The sequence below is a fragment of the Nonomuraea pusilla genome (assembly GCF_900109355.1).
In the GTDB taxonomy this organism is placed as follows: Bacteria; Actinomycetota; Actinomycetes; order Streptosporangiales; family Streptosporangiaceae; genus Nonomuraea; species Nonomuraea pusilla.
Genome location: NZ_FOBF01000002.1, coordinates 159857 through 183377, shown reverse-complemented (window position 1 = coordinate 183377; position 23521 = coordinate 159857). Strand labels below are relative to the sequence as shown.

The window sequence follows — 23521 nt, the reverse complement described above, 5'->3', positions numbered from 1 at the left end:
GCGCAGGAAGAGAAGGCCGATGGACCTGGTGATACAGAAGTACGGCGGGACATCACTGGGTGACACGAGCAGGATCCGTCGCGCGGCGCGCCGCATAGCCGCCGCGGACGGGCCCGTGGTCGCCGTGGTCTCCGCGATGGGCCGCACCACCGACTCGCTGCTCGACCTGGCCCGCGACCTGACCGACAGCCCGCACGCCAGGGAACTGGACCTCCTGCTCAGCACCGGTGAGCAGGCCTCGGCGGCCGCGCTCGCCCTGGCGCTGCACGGACTGGGCGTGCCCGCCCGTTCGTTCAGCGCCCGCGACTGCGGCATCGTCACCGACGGGGTGCACGGTCGCGCGCGGATCGCGAACGTCGACCCCGCCCCGATCCGCGCCTGCGTCGAGTCCGGCGTGGTGCCTGTGGTGACCGGCTTCCAGGGCGTCGCCGCCGGCAGCGGCGAGCTGACCACCCTGAGCCGGGGCGGCTCCGACACCACCGCCGTCGCCCTGGCCGCCGCGCTACGGGCCGGGGCGTGCGAGATCTTCACCGACGTCGAGGGCGTGTTCACCGCGGATCCCCGGCACGTCGCCGAGGCCCGGAAACTGGACCACCTCTCCTACGAGGACATGGCCGAGCTGGCCGCCTGCGGCGCCGCGGTGCTCGCCCGTTCCAGCGTGGAGTACGCCAGCGCCCATGGCGTGCCCGTCCACGTCCGGTCCAGCATGGCGGAGACCGCCGGCACCTGGGTGACCGGCCTCGACGCGGCCGGACTCGACGGCGGGCGGTCCACCGCCATCAGCGTCGTCCACCGGACCGGTCAGCTCCGCTGCCGGCTCGACGGGGTCACCCCCGCCGCCCTGACCACGATCGCCGCCACGCTGGCCGATCCGATGCCGCCCGTGGACGTGCTCGACCCCCTGGTCGCCGACCCCCCTGGCTCGCTGCGATTCCTCGTGAACGGGACCGACCGGGACCTGATCGACGGGGTGCTCGCCGGCCTGCGCGCGGCCGGCGCGTTCGCCGGATGCCACTGGTCCGGGCCCATGGGGACGGTGTCGCTGGTGGGCCGCGGCTTCTGCCCGCACCAGCCCGAGGTGCGCCTGCTGGCGGACACGCTCAGGACCCACGGCGTCGTGGTGCGGGACGTGACCGTCGATGCCCGGCGGATCTCCGTGACGTGCGCCGAGCACGACGTGCTCGACGCGGTGACGCACCTTCACCGCCTGTTCCTCGGCGCCCCTGCCGACGGCCACCCGCCCGGACACCGTCCTGCCGTGCCGAAACCCCTGCGGAGTCACGCGAGAACCCCGAACGCCGCCGCGCGGGGACCGGCTCCCGCTCCGGAACCGCATCGGGTCGGCCCGTGGTGCACCGCGAGATCGGGATGACCGGCCACGAGAGGGGCCCGCCCGAGGCGTCGGAAGCGACGGCAGGCAGGAGCGAAAGGAGCGGAGATGAAGCAGGCATCGTCACACGCGACCGGTGAGAGCGGCTTCCGGTCCCGGCAGTTCTGGCAGCTCACCGTCGTCTGCGGCACCCAGTTCCTGGTCGCTCTCGACTATTCCGTCATCAACGTCGCCGCCCCCAGCATTCGCGCGTCCATGGACTTCTCGTCGGGGGGCGGCGTCGCCTGGGTCCTCTCCGCGTACCCGCTCGCCTTCTGCGGCTTCCTCCTCCTGGGGGGCAGGGTCGCCGACCTGTACGGAAGAAAGCGCGTGTTCGTCTGGAGCCTGGCCGGCTTCCTCGTCGCCTCGCTCCTCGCGGGGCTCGCGTGGTCGCCGGCCTCTCTCGTCGCGGGCCGCGCCCTGCAGGGGGTCGCCGCCGCGTTCATCGCTCCGGCGGGGCTGGGGCTGCTCCAGGCGGCCATCCCGGAGGGGCCCCGACGCGAACGCGCTCTCGGCGTCTACGGGTCGGCGCTGTCGGCGGGGTTCGTCTCCGGCATGGTGCTCGGGGGCGTTCTCACGGAGTTCGCCGGCTGGAGGTCGGTCTTCCTGATCAACGTGCCCGTCGTCCTGGTCTTCGGCGTGCTCGCGAGGGTCCATCTCGACGAGAGCCGGGACAGGCACGCGTCCCGTCACCTCGACGTCGCCGGCGTCGTCCTGGCGACCACCGGCATGGTCGCGCTCGTGTTCGCCCTCACCGAAGGGGAGGAGTACGGCTGGACGTCGGTTCCGATCCTGCTCTCCGCGGTGATCGCGGTGCCCGCCGTCGCCCTCTTCGTCCGGGTGGAGTCCAGGAGGCGCGACGCCCTCGTGCCGATCTCCATCTTCGGCAGAGCCGCCATCGGCCCGGCCAACCTGGTCAGCGTCCTGCTGATCTGCTCCTACGGGGGAATGCTGTTCATCCTCACCCTCTACCTGCAGACCCGTCTCGGCATGGGCGCGCTGCCGACGGGCCTGACGTTCGCGGTCTCGGGCGTGGTCGCGATCGTCACGGGAGTCCGCGCGGGCAGGTTGGTCGAGCGCTTCGGGCTCTACCGCGTGCTCCTCTTCGGGATCGTCGTCGAGACGGCCGGCATCCTGATCATGGTGGGGCTGCCGGAGGATCACGGCCTCGCCCTCGTCCTGATCGGCACCTGCGTGAACGCCTTCGGCCACATCATCGCGCTGGTCACGACGAGCATCGCCGGCACGAACGGCGCCGAGGAGGGGCGGCAGGCCACGGCCGGCGCCCTGATCAACGTCTCCCAGCAGCTCGGGCTGGCCGTGGGGGTCGGCGTGGTGACCTCGGTGGCGGCCCACTTCGCCGCCGCCTCGGGCGGGCCGGAGGCCGCGCTGGTGGGCTGGCGCTGGGCCCTGTGGTGCTCCGTCGCGTTCGCGGCCGGGGCGGCCGTCACGACCGTCCTGCTCCGGAGACGTTTCCCGGGAGAGGTGACGTAGTGCACCAGCTCTAGCCATCTCCAAAGAAACCACTTACATTCGGTGAGATGGTTACTCTCACCACGAAGGCCCGGCCGCCGTGGCAGGACGCCCATTTCATCGGCGGCCACCCGGTGCTGGACCTCACCAACACCGTCTTCGACCGGAACCACCCGGCGGAGGACGGCGAGCTGCTGAAGGACGCCTCGGACGTCCTGACGTGGTGCGCGTCCGCGGGCCTGGCCGAGACGGTGCCGGCGTCGCCGGAGGACTCCGCGGGTGGTCTCGTGCGGGAGGTGCGGGCCGTTCGCGAACAGGCGTGGGCCGTCTTCAGCGCCATCGCGCACGGCCGGGCGGTGCCGCCGGAGCCGTTCGGCGCGCTGCTGGAGCGGGCCGGGAGGGGCGTGCGAGCGGGACAGGTGCGGCAGGCCGGCACCGCGCCCGGCCGTTTCACCGCGGACTGGACGGCGCCGGACGCGATTCCCGCCGCCCTGTCCCTGCTGGTGATCGACGCGGTGTTCACCCTTCCGCACGACCGGATCAGGGCCTGCGGACGGTGCGGGTGGTTGTTCCTGGATTCCTCGCGGGGCGGACGCCGCCGCTGGTGCAGCATGAGCGTCTGCGGGAACCGCGAGAAGGCGCGCCGTCACCGTCAGAGCCGGACGCGGCACTGACCGGCCGCGCGCCTCCTCGCGATCCGCGGCGTCAGCCGAGTCTCCGCCGCATGATCGGCCGATCCTTGCGGGGGCGGGCCACCTCGGAGAACCCGGCCTTGAGGAAGGCGCTGGCTATCCCGGTCATCGCCGTGTCCGCGCCCGCGCGTCTGCCGTCGGCAGGTTCGACCGGATAGCCCTCGGCGGTCGTGTAACCCGCGGAGGCCGCGTAGCCGCAGACGGCTTCGAGAACGGCCGGCAGCAGCCCGGAGCCCCGACGCCCCTTGTGGACGAAGACGCACGCGAGCGCGCAGACCGGCTCGTCGTCGATGCTCGACAGGAGCGGCGAGCGCTCCAGTCTCGGGAACGAGGAACGCGGCCCGAGCGAGCACCAGGCCACCGGCGCGTCCTCGTCGTAGACGATGACGCCGGGCGCCGGCTCGCGCCGCGCGAGACGGCTCATGGCCTTCTTGTTCCCCTCGCCCTTCCCTTCCGTCCACTCCGCGATGGACAGCCGCCAGTGCATGCACCAGCACCCGCGGGCGCCTCCGTTGTCTCCGAGAACCGTCTCGAAGTCGTTCCAGGTCTTCTCGGACAGCTCCTTGACCGTCAGGGAGCCGGACGTCTTCTGCTTGCCGTGAGCGTTCATCGCCGTACCGCCGATCTGGTTGGAAGGCCTGATGGACGTGGGTGGTCTCCGGTGATCACACCTCCTCTTCCCCGGACGGCCGCGAAACCGCATGACGGAGAATAACCCTTGTCATGTTTTTAAAGGTTACTCCAGGGCAGCAGGGCCGCATCCTTCATCAGGCAGCTCTTGCTTTGCGACGACGACGGAGGGCCGAGACTTGGCCGAAGAAGACGTCTTGGACATGCTGGAGGCCGAGGCGATCCACGTGCTGCGCGAGGTCGCCGGGGCGTTTCGCCGGCCGGTGTTGCTCTACTCGATCGGCAAGGACTCCTCCGTGCTGCTGCACCTGGCGGTCAAGGCGTTCGCGCCCGGCCGGATGCCTTTTCCCGTGCTGCACGTGGACACCGGCTGGAAGTTCCGCGAGATGATCGCCTTCCGTGACGAGACGGCCCGGCGGCTGGGGCTCGACCTGCGGGTGCACACCAACCCCGAAGGGGCGACGCCGTTCACCCACGGCGCCCACGAGTACACGCGGATCATGAAGACCGTCACGCTGCGCCGGGCGCTCGACGACAGCGGGTTCGACGCGGCGATCGGCGGCGCGCGGCGCGACGAGGAGCGGTCGCGGGCCAAGGAGAGGATCTTCTCGCTGCGTCAGCCCGGCCATCGCTGGGACCCGCGCTCGCAGCGTCCCGAGTTCTGGTGGTCGGCCAACACCGAGCTGGCCGACGGCCAGACGATGCGGGTGTTCCCGCTGTCGAACTGGACGGAGCTGGACGTCTGGCGCTACATCAGGCGGGAGAGCATCCCCGTGGTGCCGCTGTACTTCAGCGCGCCGCGCCCGGTCGTCGAGCGGAACGGCTCATTGATCATGGTGGACGACGAGCGCTACCCGCTGTCGCCCGGCGAGCAGCCACGCCTGCGCCGCGTACGGTTCCGCACCCTCGGCTGCTACCCGCTGACCGCGGCCGTCGAGTCGAAGGCGGAGACCCTCGACGAGGTCATCGACGAGATGCGGCTCGACCGCAGGTCCGAACGCGCCGGCCGGCTCATCGACGGCGAGGGCGGCGCCTCCATCGAGAGCAAGAAGTCCGAGGGGTACTTCTGATGACGGCGATGCTTCGAGTGATCGCGTGCGGCTCGGTCGACGACGGCAAGTCCACGCTCATCGGCCGGCTGCTCGCCCATGCCGGCGGCGCCACCGAGGAGCAGCTCGACCACGCGAGGCGGACCAGGCGCGGCGGGTCCACGATCCCGGCCGGGGCGGTGGACTACTCGCTGCTGACCGACGGGCTGGAGGCCGAGCACGAGCAGGGCATCACCATCGACGTCGCGTACCTCTTCCTGGACCTGCCGTCCGGGCGGCGGGTGATCATCGCCGACGCGCCGGGACACGAGCAGTACACCCGCAACATGGCGGTCGCGGCGTCCACCGCGGACGTCGCCGTGTTACTCGTCGACGCCGCCAAGGGGGTCCGCGAGCAGACCCGCCGGCACCTGGCGATCTGCGCGCTGATGGGCGTGCGGGCCGTCATCGCGGTGGTCAACAAGCTCGACGCGACGGGCTACGACCAGGCGGTGTTCGACAGGCTCGCGAGCGAGGCGCAGGCGGCGGCGGCCGGGTTCGACGTCGCGGCGAGCGTGATACCGGCCAGCGCGCTCAACGGCGACAACGTCGTCGAGCGGTCGCCGAACCTGCCCTGGTACGACGGGCCGACGCTGCTCGGCGCGCTGACGGCCTGGGAGCCGCCGCGACCGGGGAGCGCCCGCGACTACCGGCTGCCCGTCCAGTACGTGATCCGCGCGGACGGCTTCCGCGGTCTCGCCGGCACGGTGACCGGCGGCCCGGTCCGGCCGGGCGACACCGTCGCGGTCGCCGGCGGCGGCGCGACATCGACGATCGACCGGGTGCTCGGCCCCGGCGGCCACGACCTCGGCCAGGCCGGCCCCGGCACCCCGGTGACGGTGACGCTGGCCGACGACGTCGACGTCCGCCGCGGGGACCTGCTGACCACGCCGGGCGCCCTCGGCGACGGGCTGTCCCCGGCGACGGCGTACTCCGCCACGCTGGTCTGGACCTCCGAGGAGCCGCTGCGGCACGGCCGCTCCTACCTGCTGCTGGCCGGGCCGCGGACCGTGCCCGCCACGGTCACGGCCGTGCGCGGCCGGATGGAGGTGGTGTCCGGCAGGCGGCTCGCCGCCCGCACCCTCGGGCTCAACGACATCGGCACGGTCGAGCTGACCACCGACACCCCGGTCAGCCTGGACGGCTACCAGGCGTGCCGCGACACCGGCGGCTTCCTGCTCGTGGACCGGGTCAGCAAGGAGACCGTGGCGGCCGGCATGGTCAGGCACGCGCTGCGGCGCGGTCGCAACGTCGTGCCGCACGCCTACACGGTCGACCGCGACGCCCGGCAGCGGCTGAAGGGGCAGCGGGCCAGGGTGCTGTGGCTGACCGGTCTGCCGGGCGCCGGCAAGTCGACGATCGCCAACGCGCTGGAGCGGCGGCTGCACGGCATGGGGCTGCACACGTACGTGCTCGACGGCGACAACGTCCGGAGCGGGCTGAACAAGGACCTCGGGTTCACCCCGGAGGACCGCGCGGAGAACGTGCGCCGGGTCGCCGAGCTGGCCCGCATCCTGCTGGACGCCGGGCTGATCGTGATCGTCGCGCTGGTGTCGCCGTACCGGGCGGACCGGGCGACGGCCAGGAGCCTGTTCCAGCCGGGCGACTTCGCCGAGGTCTGGGTGGACACCCCGGCCGAGGTGTGCGTGCGCCGGGACCCGAAGGGCCTGTACGCCCAGGCCGAGGCCGGCCGGCTGCCGAACATGACGGGCCTCGGCCAGGTCTACGAGCCGCCCGAGCACCCCGACCTGGTGGTCGACGGCTCCGGTTCGCTCGACGACGTGACGGACGAGCTGTGCGGCCTGCTGGACGGTATGCCGGCCGAGCCCTGACCGGGGGCCGGGCGCCCGCGGCCGGGCGGGGTGAAGGGGAAGGCGACGTCGGCGGCGTGGTCCTCCGGCGCGGCCGTCTCCCAGGACGGATGGTAGATCTCCCTGGCCGGCAGGCACTGGGCCAGGTCGCGCGCGTCCAGCCAGGCGCGTACCGCGTCGTACGCGGCCACGATCGCCGGGTAGGCGCACTCCCCCTTCGCGACCTCGACGTACGCCTCGCGGTGGGCGGGCTCCACGCGCAGCCCGATCCTGCCGCGCGGGTCGAGGGGGCCGTCGGTGGGCAGGCACACCTCGACGGGCACGGCGTAGTCGTCGCTGACGGCGCCGTGGAACACGGTGAACGGCGGCCCGGACAGGCAGGCCCCCGCCTCGGTGAGGTGGGCGAAGAGGTCGCGGGACGCCCCGGTGATGAAGGCGGCCAGGTCGCCCGCGCCGACGTGGCTCTGGACGAACGCGACCCGCTGCTCGGGCACGTCGCGTTCGCGCACCTCGTACCCGTTCCCGGTGTCGCCGAGGAAGACGTGCCGGAGGTAGGCGAGGACGGACTGCCGCGCCCGGTGCTCGTCCTCCAGCCGCCGCCAGTGGTCGGACACGGCCCGCACGGCCGCCGGCCCGTCCAGCTCCAGCACCCGCGCCACCTCCGACAGCGGCATGCCGACGGCGCGCAGCAGCGTGATGCGCCTGGCCAGGCCGAGCTGTTCGCGGCTGTAGTAGCGGAACCCCGTGCGCGGATCGACCCGCGCGGGCGGGAGGAGCCCCTTGGCGTCGTAGAGGCGCAGGGCCTTCATCGTCAGGTTGGAGCGCGCGGAGAACTCCCCCGTCGTCATCGCGTCGGACATGCGACGAGTATCGGGGCTGCCCCTGGGGCAGGGGCAAAGCCGGTCAGGCGCGCGGCGCCACGGCCTCCCTCCTCCGCCAGGGCGCCTGGTACGCCCACTGCCAGGCCAGCTCCAGCGGCCCGCGCTCGAACCGGCGCAGCCACAGCGTGGCCAGCGTGGCGAACAGCAGGCAGACGGCCGCCCAGGCGACCGGCACCCACCAGGGGCGCAGCCCGTCGAGCCGGGCGGCGAGGCCGAGGCCCCAGCCGTAGCAGAGCGCGCTCGCGACGAGGTTCTGGAAGACGTAGCAGGACAGCGCCGTGCGGCCCACCGCGGCGAGCCCGGCGCGCACGCGGCCCGGCGCGCCCTTCAGCCGCAGGACGACCGTGGTGACCAGCGCGAGCAGGCCGAGCGCGACGAGCGGCGGCAGGAGGTAGCGGTCCACGGCGAACCAGGCGGGGCCGGCGAACGAGGTCAGGAGGTTGAGCGGGGCGGCGACGCCGAGGCCGGCGACGGCCAGCCTCCTGCGCAGGGCCGCTCCCCGCTCCTCGAACACGCCCGCCCGCAGCAGCCGGGACCCGAGCAGGAACAGCACGATCCCCATGGGCACGATGAGGACGAGTTCGGCCCTGAACACCAGGAAGTTCTGCAGGCGGGCGGCGACCTGGCCGGCCCAGGAGCCGTGGGTGTAGAGGGTCTCGGCGCCGGAGCCGCCGGTCCCGCCGCCCGTCCCGGTGAGCAGGGCCAGCGTCAGCAGCCCGACCAGGGTGACGTGCACGGCGCCCGCCGCGACCATCCAGCCCCGCACCACGCGCTCGCTCCTGCCGATCAGGTACGCCACCACGATCGAGGTGATCGCGTACCCCATGAGCACGTCGAACTCGAAGATCAGGACGTAGTGGAGCAGGCCCTCGGCGAACAGCAGGGCGGCGCGCCACAGGTACCGTCCCGGCCAGGTCAGGCCCCTGCGCACGGCGCTGCGGTACTGCAGTTCGAGCCCGACGCCGAACAGCAGCGTCAGCAGGCCCAGGAACTTGCCGTTCGACAGGAAGCGCAGGAAGGCCTCCGCCGCGCCGGGCGCGCCGTCCAGGGCGAGGAGGCCGGCCGGTCCCGAGGGGTCGGTGAAGATCCAGATGTTCGTGCCGAGCGTGCCCATGATGGCGATGCCGCGCAGCACGTCCAGTGCGTCGATGCGTGTGGTCACGTCTCAAGCCTTCCGGCGCGAGACGGCGCGGATCTCCTTCCGGCAGGCGAACCTTCGCGTACATCGATCGGCGGACCCACCGCCGCCTTTGGTCCGCGCGACGGCCCGCGGCCCGCGCGGCTACCCCAGGTCGGGATGGGGGACGTAGCGGTCGGGGCGGACCAGGGCGAGGGCGGCGTCGTCGGCCATGAAGGTGTCCATGTCGGCGATGCGCCATCCGGCGCCGATCAGTTCGGGCACGAGCGGGTGGACGCCGGGCACCGCGATCCGTGCCTCCGGGGGCGTGTCCGGCGTGCCCGGCAGCGGGATCCCCGCCTTCCCCGCCGCGCCCGGAGCCGTCGCGGCGGCGAGGGCGCCGAGCACGGCCCGCGCGCAGTCCTGCGGCGTCTCGCCGCCCGCCGGCCCGACGACCACCACGGGGCCGGTGTGGCGGGTGAAGGCGTAGCCCCGGCCGGTCGCGTACGCGGTGACGCCGGGGGTGGCGGCGTACCAGGCGAGCGTGGCGGAGCGGTCGCCGCCGGACGCGCGGGCGTCCCGGGCGGCGGCCTCGCCGGGGTCGATCGCGCGCGCGGGCGGTGCGGGGAGCGCGGCGGCGGGACCGGTCAGGTAGAGCAGCGGGCACCAGGGGCGCAGCCCGTGGCGTACGTACAGCCCCATGGCCCGCCGGTCGGAGGAGGCGAAGGTCACCTTCGGGCCGTCGCCGGCGAGCAGGCGCGACAGGATGGCCCTGCCGACGCCGGAGGACTGGTGCTCCGGCAGGACGAACAGGTCGCCGAGGTGGGTGAGGCCGCCCCGCCGCAGGGTGCCGCCGAAGGCGCGGGCCTGCGCCTCGCCGGCCGCGCCGGGGGCGAGGAGCAGCGTGCCGTACGCGCGCTCGGCGTCGAGGAAGTCGCGGCCCTGCGGCCAGCCGGACAGCAGCCCGAAGCGCGCGGCCACCTTCCGCACGGCGGGCATGTCCGCCATGACCGCGGCGCGTACGACATGTTCCACCTGTTTCACCCCATATGTTCCGTCAGGCCCCGCCCATCCTAGAACCGGCCCGACCCCTGGAGGCGATCGATCTCCGGGGCCGTGCGGTGTCCCGGCAGGCGCGGCGACCGCCCGCCGGCCGGGCATCGGCGCGCGGGCCGCTCTCACAGCGGCCAGGACGTCAGGCGTGCCCACGCCACGCCCGCCGCGGCGGCGAGCACGAGCACGTTCCCCCAGGCCAGGTGCGCCTCGCCGCGCATCAGGTGGGTGACCGTCGCCCCGGCCATGAGGACGGCCAGCCCCGCCGACGCGAGCGGCGTCAGCCAGGTCGCGATCCCGGTGATCCCGGGCAGGACGAGCCCGAGCGCGCCGCACACCTCCAGGACCCCGATCGCCCCGATCTGCAGCCGGGTGAAGTCCTCCACCCACGGCATCAGCCCGGTCAGCGCGTCGGCCGGCCTGGTCAGCTTGAGCGCGCCGGCGGCGAGGAACAGCACGGCGAGCAATCCTTGGAACACCCACAACACGATGGACATGCGCACCAGTGCACAGGCGGCGGGCGTCCGCCGTCCAAGACCGGTTTCCGCTCGGGCGATAGGTTCCGCCTATCATCCCTGGATGGCTTGGGACCTGCGGCGGTTGCGGTATTTCGTGGTGGTGGCCGAGGAGTTGCACTTCGGGCGGGCGGCGCAGCGGCTGCGCATCGCCCAGCCTTCCCTCAGCCAGCAGATCAAGGCCCTGGAGAAGGCGGTCGGCGCGACGCTGCTCGAACGCACGCCGCGCGGGGTCCGGCTGACGCCGGCGGGGGCCACGGCGCTGGAGGCGGCGCGGGAGCTGCTCGCCGGGTCGGAGCGGGCGCTGCTCCGGGTCAGGGAGCGCGCCGCCGCCGGGCGGACGGAGCTGCGGGTCGGGGTGTCCACGGGGATCGGCTCCGACGTGCTGAACCGGGTGTGCGCCGGGGCCGCGGAGGCCGGGGTGTCCGTCGGGTTCCGCGACGCCGGAGTCGCGGAGCAGGCGCGGCTGCTCACCGGCGGCACGCTCGGCGGTCAGCCCGACCACGGGGCCGACCACGGGCTCGACCACGGGCCCGGTCACGGTCACGGGCTCGACCACCGGCTCGACCTGGGGCTCGTCCTGGAGCCGCTGGGGCCTCTGGAGGCGGCGGGCCTGCGCCTGGCGCGCCTGTCGGACGAGCCGCTCGGCGTCGTCGCCGCGGCCGGGAGTCCCCTGCCCGACGAGCTGCCCGACGAGCTGTCCGCCGGTGACCTGACGGGCAGGGGGCTGCTCTGGATCGGGCGGGAGGAGGCCCCCGGCTACCACGATCACGTCCTGGAGTGGTGCCACGCGGCGGGGTGGCGGCCCGAGGTCGTGGTGACGCCGACCCGCCGGCTCGGCGCCGTCGTCGCGCTGCTCACCGCGCGGTCGGACCTGGTCTCGCTGGTGCCCGCCGGCAAGGCCGTCCACCCGGGGCTGGCGTGGCGTCCGCTGCGGGACGCGCCCCGCCACCGCGTCGCGCTCGCCTGGCACGCCGGCGACGGAAGGGAGAGCGTCGCCCGCCTGCGCGCCGCCTTGGCCGGGCCGCACAGTGAGACCCAAGCGGCGCACAAGTCGTACGCAAACCCTTTGCACCAGGCTGCTCCGGTCAACCCGATCATGAGGGAGCGTACGTGAGAAGGACATGGACGGCGCTGGCCGTCCTCCTGGTGGCGGCGGGCGGCCTGGCCGCGCCCGCGCAGGCGTCGGTGGACGCCGCCACCGCGACGGCAGGCGCCGCGCGAGCAGCAACGGTCAAGGTGGGCAGGGTGCGGGCGACGCCCGCCCGGTACGCGGGCCCGTGCCCGGCCACCACGTCGTTCACGGCGAAGGTGGCGGTGCGGGGCGCGAGCCAGGTGACGTACCGCTGGCTGCGCGAGGACGGCTCCAAGGGGCCCGTCGTCACCGCGCGGGCGGCGAACGGCTCGGTGGTCGCGCGCGACAGCAGGTCGTTCGCCGCGAGCACGTCCGGCTGGCAGGCGCTGCAGGTGCTGAGCCCGCGCAAGGCCACCTCGGCCAGGACCCGTTTCACCGTCACCTGCCAGGATCCGCCCTCGGGGCGGGCCGGCACGGGCATGGCCGGGGAACGGGCGCCGCGCGTCACCGTGAGCCTCGCGCGTCCCGCGCCGTCCTCGGGGACGTGCGCGGTGCCCGGCCGGACGGTGACGTTCACCGGGACGGTCAAGGTGTCGCGCACGCCCGCCGGGCTGTCGTACCGGTGGGTGGACAGCGACGGCGGCCCCGAGCCCGCCGAGCGGCTCTGGTTCGCGGCGGGCGGCCCGGCGGTGAAGGAGGTCGTCTCGCGGCGCACGTTCCTCGCCTCGCAGGCGGGGCGGCGCCGGCTGGAGATCCTGGACGGCAGGGGGCGGGTCGTGGCCCGCTCGGACGAGGCGCCGTACCGGGTGACGTGCGCGCCCGGCGGCGAGCCGCAGACCCCGGCGGCGTCCGCCGGGAACGTCCGCGTCACCCCCGCCCGCTACGAGGGCTCGTGCGACCGGCCCGTCGAGTTCGTCTTCCACGCCGACATCGCCGCCAGCGGGCCCGCGAAGGTGACGTACCGGTGGGTGCGCAGCGACGGCACGAGCGTCCCCGGCGAGGTGGTCCTGCCGCGCGACCTCACGACCACCGTCTCCACGACGTGGACCGTGACGGACCCGTCGGCGCTGGCGGGCGGCTCGGCGCGGCTGGAGCTGCTGTCGCCGACGGCCGTGACGACCGAGCCGGCCGCGTTCACGATCAGTTGCGGTGCGGACGCCGTGGCGGTCACCGGCATGGAGATCGTCCCGTTCGAGGAGAAGTGGCCGTGCCCGGGCACCTCGCACCACTACTCGGCGCTCGCGTCGGTCACGCCGACGGCGTCGGCCCGGCTGCCGCTCACGGTCAGCTACCGCTGGCGCTGGGCCGACGGCGGCCACACCGCTCCGCAGACCCACACCTTCACCTCGGCCTCGACGCTGCGCGCCGTGCGGACGTGGGAGGAGTGGACGAGCAAGTCGGGCGAGATCTGGCTGGAGGTGACCGCGCAGGGCAAGGTGACGCGCGGTGAGTCGGCCCGTTACGAGGTGGTCTGCGGGGGCAAGCCGCCGACCGGCTCCTACCCGAAGGTCGTGTCGATCACCAAGGCGTCGGCGACGCCGTCCGAGCACCGCGGCGCGTGCCCGGTGAAGATCAAGGTCAGGGCCGAGATCACCGTGTCCGCGCCGATGGACCTGCCGGTGATCGCGCAGTGGACGGTCGACGAGGTCCGCCAGCCTCTGGTGGACTACGCGAACTTCCCCGCGGGCGGCCCGCTGACCCGGGCCGTGGAGCGCGAGCTGACGGTGAACGCCTCCACCGGGAAGCCGGTGACCGTCTACCTGGAGACGAACCTGCCCAACGTCATGGCCTCCGAGCCGATGACGTACCAGGTGACCTGCACCTGACCCTACGAAAGGAGGGAAGCGGCGTGGCGAAGGGAGCGTCCCGGGCGTCCGGCCTTGATCGGCGGCGTCCCCGGCCCCGATAGTCGGGAGCCATGAACGAACTGCTCGACGGGCTGCTCTCCGACGCCGCCGCCCGGCACGGGGTGATGGGCGCGCAGCTCGCCGTCGTCATGGACGGCGAGCGCGCGCAGGCCGCGGCCGGGGTCGCCAACGCGGAGCTGGGCACCCCGGTGACCGGGGAGACGCTGTTCCAGATCGGCTCCACCACGAAGCTGCACACGGCGGCCCTGGTGCTCGGCCTGGCCGACGCCGGGCTGGTGGAGCTCGACCGGCCGGTCGCCGACCGGCTCCCCGGGCCGCGCCTCCCGCCAGGGCCGCTGCGCGACGTCACGCCGAGGCACCTGCTGTCGATGACGAGCGGGCTGGACAACGGCCCGTACGCCGACACCGGACGCGGCGACGACTGCGTGGCCCGCTACGTGGACCTGCTCGCGGACGTCCCGCCGGTGTTCGAGCCGGGCGAGGGGTTCGGCTACTCGAACGCCTCCACCGTCGTCTCGGGCCTGCTGGTCGAGCGCGTCACCGGCGCCACCTGGGACGCCGCGCTCCGCGACCGGCTCGCCGCCCCGCTGGGGCTCGCGCACACGGTCAGCCTGCCGGAGGAGCTGCCGTACCACCGGGTGGCCGTGGGGCACGACGCGGCGGGGCGGGTGGTGCGGCCGTGGCTGCTCTCGCGCGGGCTGGGGCCTTCGGGCAGCACCCTGTGCTCGACGGCCGCCGACCTGGCCGTCCTCGGGCAGACGCTGCTGGACGGCGGCGTGGCCCCCGGCGGCGTACGGCTGCTGTCGGCCGAGGCGGTCGAGGCGACGCGGACGCCGCACGTCGAGGTGGAGGCGCGCTGGTTCGCGGAGCAGTGGTGCGCGGGGCCGTACACGAAGGTGTGGGACGGCGTCGCCGTGTACGGGCACGGCGGCACCAACCTCGGCGGTTCCTCGACCCTCGTGTGGATCCCTGAGCGGAACGCGGTCCTCGCGGTCACGGCGAACACGCCGTCGCAGGGGTACCCGTTCGCGGAGGAGGTGTTCGGGGCCGTCTGCTCCGAGCTGCTGGGCCTGGCCCTGCCGGTGCGGGAGGAGCCCGACGCGGGCCTGCCGGTGGACGCCTCGCTCTACACCGGCGTCTACGAGACCTGCGACACCCGGTACGAGGTGGCGGAGCGGCCCGGCGGCATCGCCGTGACCACGACGTCGGGCGGCGGCGGTCTCACCTGCGACCTGCTGCCGCTCGGCGGCCACCGGTTCTGGCCGTCGGACGACCGGCTCGGCGGGATGCACCGGTGGGACGTCGCGTTCGTGCCCGGCCGGGACGGCCGGGCGGTGCGCTTCATGAACGGCGCGTTCGCCGCCCGCCGCACCGCCTGACCACGTGACCACTGCCCGTCGCACGGCGTGAGCGGACGTGCGACGTCAGCGGGTGACCAGGCCCGCGTCGTACGCCAGCAGGGCCGCCTGCGTGCGGTTGGCGCAGCCCAGCTTGCCGAGCAGGCGCGAGACGTACCCCTTCACGGTCGTCTCGCTGAGGAACAGCCTGCCGCCGATCTGCGCGTTCGACAGCCCCTCGCCGAGGCAGGTCAGCACCTCCCTCTCCCGCTCGGTCAGCCCGCCCACCAGGTCGCGCGCCTGGTGGCGGGCCGGCTCGGCCGCCGGGAACGCGCCGAACAGCCGCCGCGTCAGCTCGTGCGACACGACGGCGTGCCCCTCGGCCCCGACCCGGACGATGTCGACGAGGTCGTCCGGGTCGGTGTCCTTCAGCAGGAAGCCGGCGGCGCCGCCGCGCAGCGCCCGCACCGCGTACTCGTCGAGGTCGAACGTGGTCAGCACGATCACCTTCGGCGGGTCGGGCAGGGCGCAGACGCGTTCGGTCGCGGCGAGGCCGTCCACGCCCGGCATGCGGATGTCCATGAGCACGAGGTCGGGGGCGAGCACGACGGCCGCCTCCACCGCCTCGGCCCCGTCGTACGCCTCGCCGACGACCTCGATGTCGCCGGCCCGCGACAGGATGGCGCGCAGGTGCGCGCACACCATGCGCTCGTCGTCCACCAGCAGCACCCGGATCGGCCGCCGGGGGCCAGGCCGCCGCGCGGGTGCCCCGGACGCGCCCGTCATGGCGTCACCGCCGGGAGCCGGGCCGTCAGCTCGAACCCGCCGCACGCCGTCGGCCCGGCGTGGAACGCCCCGCCCACCAGCTCCACCCGCTGCCTGAGCCCGAGCAGGCCGGTGCGCGACGACGGCGGCAGCGACCCCGCGCCGCCCCCCGCCCGACGGTCGGCCGCCGTGGTGGTGACGCTGACGAGCAGCACGGCGCCGGCCTGGGCGAGCCTGACCCGGACCGCCGCGCCCGGCGCGTGCTTGCGCGCGTTCGTCAGCCCCTCCTGCACCACCCGGTACGCGGTGCGCCCCAGCGTGGAGGAGACCTCGATGCCGTCGTCCTGGGCCAGCTCGACCGGCAGCCCCGACGCGGCGACCAGCCGTGAGACGTCCACGAGGGCCGGCTGCGGCGCCAGCTCGGCCGGGCCGCGGTCGTGCAGCACGCCGACGACCTCCCGCAGCTCGTCCAGGGCCCGCCTGCCGGTGGCGCGCAGCTCCTCGGCGGCCCGCCTGACCTCCTCGTCGGGGGCGGCCGTCCGCAGCGCGCCCGCCTGCAGCGTCATGAGGCTGACGTGGTGGGTCACCACGTCGTGCATCTCGCGGGCCAGCCGGGTGCGTTCCTCGGCCCTGGCCTGCTCGGCCAGCAGCCGCTGCTCCTTCTCGGCGCGTTCGGCCCGCTCGGCGAGGGCCTCGGCGAGCCGCCTGCGGCTGTCGGCGTACAGGCCGAGGACGGTCGCGGGCACCACCACGAGCCCGCAGATCGACACCAGGTGGAGTGCCACGGCGAGGCTTCCCGCCTCCCACAGGTGGGACATCGTCAGCAGCGCGGCGGCGGCGACCGCGACGAGCAGCCGCCGGTCGCCGCGGTGCGCGCCGAGCGAGTACAGCGCGAACGGCGTGGCGAGCGGCACCTCGACGTAGCCGAGGGGGACCAGCGCGAGCGCGGCCGCGAGCGGGAAGCGCACGCGCGCCAGCAGCGCGGCGGCCCCGGCGACCTGCACCCACAGCCCCTGCCACGGGACGTCGGGCACGAGCGCCATCGGGACCGCGCCGTTGATGGTCAGGTCGCTGGTCACGCCCACCACGCCGACGGCGGCGGCGAGCGCGACGTTCCCGGTCAGCCGCCGGGCGTCGGGAGGCAGTCTCACGGGTCCACGCTAGCCGGGGCCTGGGGCCGTGCCGCGGGCGACGGCGGCGGACCCGACGAAAGTAGGTGCCCGTTCCCTACCTTCGCGACGCGGACGCGCTCCTTCCTCCGCTCGTGGCGGCCCGCGCGCCGGCGCGATCCTCGAACTCCCCTCACCGAGGAGGTTCCTCATGAACGATCCGCCGGAGACGGCTCAGGACCCGGGCGCGCGGCGGCGGCCGCTGGCCAGGGAGGAGGCACGGGCCGTGCTGGGCGTGACGGGCGGCGCCGGGGACAAGCCCCCGCTGCTGCGCACGCTCAGGGAGCACGGGACCGGCCTGTCCTTCATGGCCGGGCTCACCGCCCTGGCCGTCGTCGACACCTTCCAGACGCAGGCCTTCGGCGTCCTCGCGCCCGAGGTGGCGGACGGGCTCGGCGTCGACCTGGGCACGATCACGGCCGTCGTCGGCGCGCACGGCGTCGCCGCCGGGGTCACGCCGTTCGCGGTGGCGGCGCTGCTGCGCCGCCACCCGCACCGGGTCAGGCTCGCGGTCGGCACCGGGTTCGCCTGGAGCGTGGCCACCCTGTTCACCGGCATGGTGACGGGGCCGGCGTCGCTGGCCGCGCTCATGGTGGTGAACGGCGCCACCACCGGCACCGTCGCGCTCCTGCACCCTCCTCTGCTCATGGACGCCTACCCGCCTTCCGCCCGGATGCGGATCATGTCGCTGTACTCGGCGTCGGCGCCGGTGGCGAACATCCTGGCGCCGCTCGTCATCGCCGGGCTGGTGACGTGGCTCGGCATGGACTGGCGGGCGGTGTTCGTCACGCTCGGGGTGCTGTCGCTGCTGGTCTGCCTGCCCACGCTGCGCCTGCGTGAGCCGGTGCTCGGCCGCTGGGACGTGGCCGAGCTGAGCGCGCGCGCCGGGGTGGACCCGCCGCCCGCCGCCGGCGCGCCGGGGTTCCTGGCCACGGTCCGGCGGGTGCTGCTCGTCCCGTCGATCAGGCGGATGGCCGTGGGGTTCACCGCGATCGGCGCGCTCGCCGTGCCGTACGGGGTGGTGATCTCCACGCTGCTGGAGCGCGACTGGGGCCTGTCGGCGGGGCAGCGCGGCCTGTTCACCAGCGCCACCGCGGTGGTGTCGATCGTGGCGCTGGCCCTGTTCGGCGGCCGGGCGGAGGCGGCCTACCGGGCGGGTCCCGCCCGGTTCATGGCGCTCAGCGGAGGCGCGCTGGCGCTCGCGGCGTCGGCGTTCGCCCTGTCGGCGCTCGCGCCCGGCCTGTGGCTGGTGCTCGCGCTGCTGGCGCTGGGCCAGGCGCTGCTCGCGGTCGTCGGCCCGTGCCTGTTCATCGGCGGGCTGTCGGTCGTGCGCCCGCAGGACAGGGCGCACGCCATGGCGGCGCTCGGCCTGATCCTCGCCGCGGGCGGGCTGCTCGGCGCGGGCCTGCTGGGGCTGACGTCGTCGCTGTTCGGCCTGCGGGGCGCGCTGCTGGCGCTGCTCCTGCCCGCCGTCGCCGGGTCGCTGCTCATCGCGACCCTCCACAAGACCCTCCTGAGGGATCTCGACGCCCTCATCGACCACGCGATCGGAGAACGAACCACATGAGAGAGCGCTACGCGCGGGCCGAGGCCCTGCACGTCTCCAGGGAGGCCGCCCTGGTGCACCGGGCGTCCTTGACGCCCGTCTGGGAGGACGGCTCCTTCTGGTACCGGGTGAACACCGCCGACGGCCCGGCCTGCTACCGGGTGTTCCCGGAGACCGGCGAGCGGGTGCCGATCGACGACCCGTCGGGCGAGCCCGCGCCGCCGCCCGAGCTCACCGGCGTCGCGACGTCCCCCGGCGGCCGGTACGCCGTCACCGTCGAGGGCGGGAACCTGCTGGTGAACGGCGAGCCGGTCACCGGCGACGGCGAGCCCGACCACCGCTACGCCCAGCCGAGCGACCAGGGCGGGCTGCCGATCGTGGCGCTGCAGGCCGGCATGAGGGTGCCGCCGCTGGTGGTGTGGGCGCCCGACGGCCGCAGGTTCGCCACGCTGCGGGTGGACCAGCGGCACGTCCCCCTGCTGACGATGACGCAGTCGTGCCCGCCCGGCGGCGGCCCCCGCCCGCTCGCCCACACCCTGCGGTACGAGATGCCGGGCGACCCGCTGCCCACGTTCCAGCAGATGATCTTCGACGCGGAGACCGGGGCGCGGGTGGACGTCGCCGTCGAGCCGCTGCCGTTCACCCACGACGCGCCGCACGCGGTGGGCCGGGTGTGGTGGGAGGACGACGACACGCTCTGGACCCTGTACGCCACGCGCGGCCAGCGGGCGGCCAGGCTGTACCGGATCGACGCCCGCACCGGCGCCGCCGAGGTCGTCCTGGAGGAGCAGGCGGAGACGTTCATGCCGTCGGCGGCCACGATCGTCGAGCCGCCGCTCGTCCGCACCAGGGGCGAGGAGGTGCTGTGGTACTCGGCCCGCTCCGGCTGGGGCCACCTCTACCTGTACGCGGGCGGCGAGCTGCGCAACGCCGTCACCGGGGGCGAGTGGCTGGTGCGCGACGTGCTGCGCGTCGACTGGGACGCGCGCGAGGTGCTGTTCGTCTCCGGCGGGCACGGCTCCGACCCGTACCACCGGCGGCTGTGCCGGGCGGACCTGGACGGCGGCGGCGTCACCGTGCTCACCCCCGAGGACGCCGACCACCAGGTCTTCGTCTCCCCCGACGGCCGCTGGGTGGTCGACACCCACGCCGCCCCCGGCACGCCGCCCGTCACGGTGCTGCGCGACGCCGGCGGCGCGGTGGTCGCCGAGCTGGAGCGGGCCGACCTGAGCCGCCTGGAGAAGGCGGGCTGGCGGGCTCCGGAGCCGTTCACGGTCAAGGCCGCGGACGGCGAGACCGACCTGCACGGCCTGCTCTACCTGCCGGGCGACTTCGACCCGGGCGAGCGCTACCCCGTGCTCGACTCGATCTACAACGGGCCGCAGATCACCCGGCAGCTCCGCACCAGCCTGCGCGGCTTCACGATCGACCCGTACCTGCTGGACCCGGCGGGCGGCGCGCCGATGTTCGCCCAGCTCGGCCTGGCGGTCGTGGTGCTGGACGGGCGCGGCACCCCGTACCGGTCGAAGGCGTTCCAGGACGTCTCGTACGGCGACCCGGCGGGCACGGCCGGGCTCGACGACCACGTGGCCGCCATCAGGCAGCTCGCCGCCGAACGCCCCTACCTCGACCTGAGCAGGGTCGGGATCATCGGGCACTCGGCGGGCGGCGCCGCCGCGCTCAACGCGGCGCTGCGGCACCCGGAGTTCTTCACCGCGGCGGTCGCGTCCGCGGGCGACCACGACCACAGCGGCTACTACGCCATCTGGGGCGAGACGTACCAGGGGCCGCCGCCGCGGGACTACGCGGCGGGCTCGCCGCTCCCGCTCGCCGGCGAGCTGCGCGCCAAGCTGCTGCTGCTGTTCGGCGAGATGGACGACAACTGCCATCCCGGCCTGTCGCTGCGCGTCGTGGACGCGCTCGTCGCCGCCGACAGGGACTTCGAGATGCTCATGGTCCCCAACGCCGCCCACGGCTACGGGGCGGCCGAGCCGCACGTCCTGCGCCGCCAGTGGGACTTCCTCGTCCGGCACCTGATCGGCGCGCAGCCGCCGGCCGGCTACCGCATCGCCCCCGCCTCCGTCGGAGCCACCTCATGACCGCGTCTCCCCTGTCCCCGAGTCGCGCGCTCCCCTCGGCCGCCGAGCTGGGCGACCGGCTCGCCGCCCTGGCCCGCGAGCACGGCGTCACCGGCGCGGCGGTCGCCGTCGGGCTGGGCGACGCCGTCGTCGAGGCCGCCACCGGCGTGCTCAACACCCGCACCGGCCACCCGGTCACGACCGGGTCGCTGTTCCAGGTGGGCTCGGTCGCCAAGGTGTGGACGGCCACGCTCGTCATGCAGCTCGTCGCCGAGGGGAGGCTGTCGCTCGACGACACGGTCCGGTCGGTGCTGCCCGGCTTCGCCCTCGCCGACGAGGACGCCGCCGCCCGCGTCACCGTCAGGCAGCTCCTCACGCACACGGCCGGGTTCGAGGGCGACGCGCTCATCGACACCGGGCGCGGCGACGACGCCGTGGAACGCCTCGTCGCCCTGATGGGGGACCTGCCGCAGCTGTTCCCGCCGGGCGCGATGTGGTCGTACAGCAACGCGGGCTACTGCGTGCTCGGCCGGATCGTCGAGGTGCTGCGCGGCCTGCCGTTCGGGGCCGCGCTGAAGGCCCACCTGGCCGCCCCGCTCGGCCTGACCCATGTCGCCACCTGCGCCGACGAGGCCATCCTGTACGACGCCGCGGTGGGCCACGCGGGCGGCGAGCCGGTGCCCGTCTGGTCGATCCTGCGCTCGAACGAGCCCGCGGGGTCCAGCCTGGCCATGCCGGCGCGCGACCTGCTGGCGTTCGCGCGCATGCACCTGCGGGGCGGCCTGGCCGACGACGGCAGGCGGGTGCTGCCGGAGGAGCCGGCGGCGCTCATGCGGGAGCCGCAGGTCGAGCTGCCCGACCTCGGGCGGACGTCGTCCGCGGGGCTGGGGTGGGAGCTGCAGCGCTGGCGGGGCGGGGTGGTGGCCGCGCATGACGGCTCCACGCCGGGGCAGGCCGCCTCCCTGCGGGCGGTTCCCGGGGCGGGCGTGGCGGCCGTGCTGCTGACCAACGGCGGCGACCCGGACCCGCTGCGGGCGGGCCTGCTCCACCCGCTGGTGGAGGAGCTGGCCGGCCTGCGGGCCCCGGCCGCGCCGGCGCCGCCGTCGCCCCCGCTGCCCGTGGACGCCGCCCGCTACACCGGCCGGTACGTCTCGGACGCCGTGACCTGGGACGTGGAGGCGGACCCCGACGGCGACCCGGTGTCGCTGTGGCTGACCGCCACCCCGCTCGGGGTGTTGGCGGAGCACGGCGGCGCGCAGCGGTTCCGCCTGGTGCGGCTGCGGGGCGACGCGTTCGTGTTCGCCGAGGCGCGGGGCGGGACGCACAGCGTGGTGGCGTTCGTGCCGGACGGCGAGCGGATCGCCTTCCTCCACACCGGCCGGGCGAATCCGCGGCTCACCCATTGATCCGTATGCTGTACGGTATGGCGTACGGCAACAGAGAGGGGACCTCACCGTGTACCAGCCGAGTGACGCCGAGCTGAAGAGCGTGGACGACTGGTTCGCCCGGTACGACGCGCTGGCCGACGAGGGGGCGATCGAGCAGCTCGCCGACCTCGCGGTCTTCCCGATGAACCTCGCCACCGACGTGCCGGGCGGCACCGCCGCCGTCTGGCAGTGGACGCGCGAGGAGTACGTCGAGGCGATGAAGGAGGCCATGGGCGGAGGCACCGCCGGGCTCGGCCTGACGTCGGTCAGGACGCCGCGTTTCGTCAGCGAGAACCTGGTGGTCGTGGAGACCGAGGCGACGATGACGGTCGAGGGCCGCACGGAGCGCATGCACTACGCCGACCTGCTGGTGCGCACGGCGGACGGCTGGGCGTTCCAGACGATGGTGCAGGCCGGCTGGGGCCACGGCTGGCCCCCGGCCACGCGCGGCTGACCCCGGGCGACCCGCCCCGGGCCGGGCGGCCGGTCCGGGGCGGGCGGCCGGTCCGGGGCGGGCGGCCGGTCCGGGGCGGGCGGCCGGTCGGGGGCGGTACCGCCGGTCCGGGGCGAGGCGGGTGCGGGCGAGCGGGTCAGCTCCGGGCCGCGCCCGCCTGGTCCAGGGCGGCACGCAGGTCGCGGGCGAGGGCGCCCGCGTCCCCCATCTTCCAGAAGTGCAGGTAGAACAGGCGCGGCTGCTCGTACAGCAGGTGGTTGTGCAGCTCGACGACCGTCAGGCCGCGCTCGCGCAGCGCCCTGATGACCGGGTTGACGTGCTCGGCCGTCATGGTGAAGTCGCCGTTGACCGCGGCCCGCCCACCACCGAGCGGCTGGAACATCAGCAGCGTCGACGCCTCCATCGGCGCGGGCAGCCGGATGCCCGCCCGGGTGTCGACGATCTTCGCCGCCACCGGGACGTGGTACTGCAGCACGCCGTTCTCGTCCTCGCCCTTCGCGCCGATCACGCGGTTCAGCGCGGCCACGTCGAGCGCGACCGGAGGCTCCTTGCCCTCCTTCTGCCCGAGCGGGATGCCGGTGCGCGAGAGCGCGGCGCGCACGGTCCTCGCCATCGCGACGGGGTCACCGTAGCCGACGTAGTGCAGCCACCACAGCCGGGGCGTCTCGTCCTGCAGGTGCTTGTGCAGCGCGGTGACCTCCACGCCGCCCCGCTGGAGGCGGTCGGCCACCGGGCCCACCTCGTCCGCCTTCAGCGTCGCCTCGCCGATCATCACCGCCCCGCCCGCGGCCTTGTCGTGGAACGCCGCCTCGGCGCCCAGCTCCATGCCCGGGTTCTCGGCCACCCCGGCGTTGACCACGCGCAGGTCGGTGCGCAGCCACTCCGCCGTGTGCACGCCCCCCTCCTCCGGCTTCAGCTCCTTGCCGATCGCCGTGCCGACCGCCTTCCAGTCGACGCCCTGGCGGGCCTGCGCGGGCTGCGCGAACGCCGCGCCGGACGGCACCGCCAGCGCCGCCGCGACGACGGCCGCCACCGCGGGCCGGGCCAACGACCTCCTGCGAGCCTTGAACGTACGCGGCCGGGCCATGGGCGCCCCCTGTTCCGCCGGGCGACGCATCGGCCGTCGGCGGGCCGGTGCCGTCGGCTCTCGGCTGATCTCGACTGATGCCGCCC

General features: G+C 74.7%; 20 protein-coding genes. 12 read left to right on the top strand and 8 right to left on the bottom strand.

Going from position 1 to position 23521, the window contains the following annotated elements; genetic code table 11:
- The first annotated feature begins 19 nt into the window (after window positions 1-19).
- From BMX74_RS03740 to BMX74_RS03730, 3 genes are all read left to right on the top strand, one after another.
- Complete coding sequence (locus BMX74_RS03740; RefSeq protein WP_218153858.1) at window positions 20-1372, top strand: aspartate kinase; 1353 nt, start codon at window positions 20-22, stop codon at window positions 1370-1372.
- Window positions 1373-1438: 66 nt separating this feature from the next.
- The gene (locus BMX74_RS03735) at window positions 1439-2863 is read left to right on the top strand and encodes an MFS transporter (protein ID WP_091098286.1); all 1425 of its coding nucleotides are present in this window, start codon (window positions 1439-1441) and stop codon (window positions 2861-2863) included.
- A 47-nt stretch (window positions 2864-2910) separates the two neighbouring features.
- Window positions 2911-3516 carry a CGNR zinc finger domain-containing protein gene (locus BMX74_RS03730; RefSeq protein ID WP_091098285.1) on the top strand — a complete coding sequence of 202 codons (606 nt, stop codon included), beginning with the start codon at window positions 2911-2913 and terminating at the stop codon, window positions 3514-3516.
- 31 nt (window positions 3517-3547) lie between these two features.
- Here BMX74_RS03730 and BMX74_RS03725 read toward each other — a convergent pair whose 3' ends face one another.
- Entirely contained in the window at window positions 3548-4144 is a 597-nt protein-coding gene (locus BMX74_RS03725) for a GNAT family N-acetyltransferase (RefSeq protein ID WP_055501630.1), read from the bottom strand.
- A 91-nt stretch (window positions 4145-4235) separates the two neighbouring features.
- On the opposite strand from BMX74_RS03725, the gene cysD reads away from it, so the two are divergent.
- Both cysD and cysC read left to right on the top strand, forming a co-directional pair.
- Window positions 4236-5234 carry a sulfate adenylyltransferase subunit CysD gene (cysD, locus tag BMX74_RS03720; RefSeq protein WP_091098282.1) on the top strand — a complete coding sequence of 333 codons (999 nt, stop codon included), beginning with the start codon at window positions 4236-4238 and terminating at the stop codon, window positions 5232-5234.
- A gap of 8 nt (window positions 5235-5242) precedes the next feature.
- A complete protein-coding gene (cysC, locus tag BMX74_RS03715) occupies window positions 5243-7084 on the top strand; it encodes an adenylyl-sulfate kinase (protein WP_176573275.1) in 1842 nt (613 codons plus the stop codon).
- Here the strand turns inward: cysC and BMX74_RS03710 are convergent.
- From BMX74_RS03710 to BMX74_RS03695, 4 genes are all read right to left on the bottom strand, one after another.
- The gene (locus BMX74_RS03710; RefSeq protein ID WP_091098280.1) at window positions 6976-7923 is read right to left on the bottom strand and encodes a MerR family transcriptional regulator; all 948 of its coding nucleotides are present in this window, start codon (window positions 7921-7923) and stop codon (window positions 6976-6978) included. The genes cysC and BMX74_RS03710 overlap by 109 nt on opposite strands.
- A 43-nt stretch (window positions 7924-7966) precedes the next feature.
- A complete protein-coding gene (locus BMX74_RS03705; protein ID WP_256256757.1) occupies window positions 7967-9106 on the bottom strand; it encodes a DUF418 domain-containing protein in 1140 nt (379 codons plus the stop codon).
- Between the two features lie 120 nt (window positions 9107-9226).
- Entirely contained in the window at window positions 9227-10096 is an 870-nt protein-coding gene (locus BMX74_RS03700) for a GNAT family N-acetyltransferase (RefSeq protein ID WP_091098278.1), read from the bottom strand.
- Window positions 10097-10239: 143 nt separating this feature from the next.
- Window positions 10240-10611 (bottom strand): DoxX family protein, encoded by a 372-nt coding sequence (locus BMX74_RS03695; RefSeq protein ID WP_091098276.1) that lies wholly within the window; start codon window positions 10609-10611, stop codon window positions 10240-10242.
- A gap of 82 nt (window positions 10612-10693) precedes the next feature.
- On the opposite strand from BMX74_RS03695, the gene BMX74_RS03690 reads away from it, so the two are divergent.
- The 3 genes from BMX74_RS03690 (at window position 10694) to BMX74_RS03680 (ending at window position 14951) form a co-directional block, all read left to right on the top strand.
- Window positions 10694-11746, top strand: coding sequence for a LysR family transcriptional regulator (locus BMX74_RS03690; protein ID WP_177227202.1), 1053 nt, complete (start codon window positions 10694-10696; stop codon window positions 11744-11746).
- Window positions 11743-13530: a hypothetical protein gene (locus tag BMX74_RS03685; RefSeq protein ID WP_091098271.1), complete on the top strand. Its 1788-nt coding sequence runs from the start codon at window positions 11743-11745 to the stop codon at window positions 13528-13530. The genes BMX74_RS03690 and BMX74_RS03685 overlap by 4 nt, the downstream gene beginning before the upstream one ends.
- Window positions 13531-13622: 92 nt before the next feature.
- Window positions 13623-14951: a serine hydrolase domain-containing protein gene (locus BMX74_RS03680; protein WP_091098269.1), complete on the top strand. Its 1329-nt coding sequence runs from the start codon at window positions 13623-13625 to the stop codon at window positions 14949-14951.
- A 45-nt stretch (window positions 14952-14996) separates the two neighbouring features.
- Here the strand turns inward: BMX74_RS03680 and BMX74_RS03675 are convergent, their stop codons facing one another.
- Window positions 14997-15695: a response regulator gene (locus BMX74_RS03675; RefSeq protein ID WP_055501620.1), complete on the bottom strand. Its 699-nt coding sequence runs from the start codon at window positions 15693-15695 to the stop codon at window positions 14997-14999.
- On the bottom strand, window positions 15692-16825 hold the full coding sequence (locus tag BMX74_RS03670; RefSeq protein ID WP_055501619.1) for a sensor histidine kinase: 1134 nt from the start codon (window positions 16823-16825) through the stop codon (window positions 15692-15694). The genes BMX74_RS03675 and BMX74_RS03670 overlap by 4 nt, the downstream gene beginning before the upstream one ends.
- A 169-nt stretch (window positions 16826-16994) precedes the next feature.
- Between BMX74_RS03670 and BMX74_RS03665 the strand changes: the two genes are divergently transcribed.
- Genes BMX74_RS03665 through BMX74_RS03650 form a run of 4 tightly spaced genes read left to right on the top strand, consistent with a single transcriptional unit; the run spans window position 16995 to window position 22348 of the window.
- The gene (locus BMX74_RS03665) at window positions 16995-18410 is read left to right on the top strand and encodes an MFS transporter (protein WP_091098267.1); all 1416 of its coding nucleotides are present in this window, start codon (window positions 16995-16997) and stop codon (window positions 18408-18410) included.
- The gene (locus tag BMX74_RS03660; RefSeq protein WP_091098264.1) at window positions 18407-20488 is read left to right on the top strand and encodes an alpha/beta fold hydrolase; all 2082 of its coding nucleotides are present in this window, start codon (window positions 18407-18409) and stop codon (window positions 20486-20488) included. The genes BMX74_RS03665 and BMX74_RS03660 overlap by 4 nt, the downstream gene beginning before the upstream one ends.
- Complete coding sequence (locus tag BMX74_RS03655; RefSeq protein ID WP_091098263.1) at window positions 20485-21873, top strand: serine hydrolase domain-containing protein; 1389 nt, start codon at window positions 20485-20487, stop codon at window positions 21871-21873. The genes BMX74_RS03660 and BMX74_RS03655 overlap by 4 nt, the downstream gene beginning before the upstream one ends.
- A gap of 49 nt (window positions 21874-21922) precedes the next feature.
- Window positions 21923-22348: a hypothetical protein gene (locus BMX74_RS03650; protein ID WP_091098260.1), complete on the top strand. Its 426-nt coding sequence runs from the start codon at window positions 21923-21925 to the stop codon at window positions 22346-22348.
- A gap of 136 nt (window positions 22349-22484) precedes the next feature.
- Here the strand turns inward: BMX74_RS03650 and BMX74_RS03645 are convergent, their stop codons facing one another.
- Entirely contained in the window at window positions 22485-23435 is a 951-nt protein-coding gene (locus BMX74_RS03645; protein WP_177227201.1) for an LppY/LpqO family protein, read from the bottom strand.
- Between the last annotated feature and the right edge of the window lie 86 nt (window positions 23436-23521).

Coding starts and splice junctions, on each gene's coding strand:
- BMX74_RS03690 (WP_177227202.1), top strand. CDS start 10,694: ATGGCTTGGGACCTGCGGCGGTTGCGGTATTTCGTGGTGGTGGCCGAG.
- BMX74_RS03680 (WP_091098269.1), top strand. CDS start 13,623: ATGAACGAACTGCTCGACGGGCTGCTCTCCGACGCCGCCGCCCGGCAC.
- BMX74_RS03665 (WP_091098267.1), top strand. CDS start 16,995: ATGAACGATCCGCCGGAGACGGCTCAGGACCCGGGCGCGCGGCGGCGG.
- BMX74_RS03645 (WP_177227201.1), bottom strand. CDS start 23,435: ATGGCCCGGCCGCGTACGTTCAAGGCTCGCAGGAGGTCGTTGGCCCGG.
- BMX74_RS03710 (WP_091098280.1), bottom strand. CDS start 7,923: ATGTCCGACGCGATGACGACGGGGGAGTTCTCCGCGCGCTCCAACCTG.
- cysD (WP_091098282.1), top strand. CDS start 4,236: ATGACGGAGAATAACCCTTGTCATGTTTTTAAAGGTTACTCCAGGGCA.
- BMX74_RS03735 (WP_091098286.1), top strand. CDS start 1,439: ATGAAGCAGGCATCGTCACACGCGACCGGTGAGAGCGGCTTCCGGTCC.
- cysC (WP_176573275.1), top strand. CDS start 5,243: ATGCTTCGAGTGATCGCGTGCGGCTCGGTCGACGACGGCAAGTCCACG.
- BMX74_RS03740 (WP_218153858.1), top strand. CDS start 20: ATGGACCTGGTGATACAGAAGTACGGCGGGACATCACTGGGTGACACG.
- BMX74_RS03725 (WP_055501630.1), bottom strand. CDS start 4,144: ATGAACGCTCACGGCAAGCAGAAGACGTCCGGCTCCCTGACGGTCAAG.
- BMX74_RS03675 (WP_055501620.1), bottom strand. CDS start 15,695: ATGACGGGCGCGTCCGGGGCACCCGCGCGGCGGCCTGGCCCCCGGCGG.
- BMX74_RS03730 (WP_091098285.1), top strand. CDS start 2,911: ATGGTTACTCTCACCACGAAGGCCCGGCCGCCGTGGCAGGACGCCCAT.
- BMX74_RS03655 (WP_091098263.1), top strand. CDS start 20,485: ATGACCGCGTCTCCCCTGTCCCCGAGTCGCGCGCTCCCCTCGGCCGCC.
- BMX74_RS03660 (WP_091098264.1), top strand. CDS start 18,407: ATGAGAGAGCGCTACGCGCGGGCCGAGGCCCTGCACGTCTCCAGGGAG.
- BMX74_RS03695 (WP_091098276.1), bottom strand. CDS start 10,611: ATGTCCATCGTGTTGTGGGTGTTCCAAGGATTGCTCGCCGTGCTGTTC.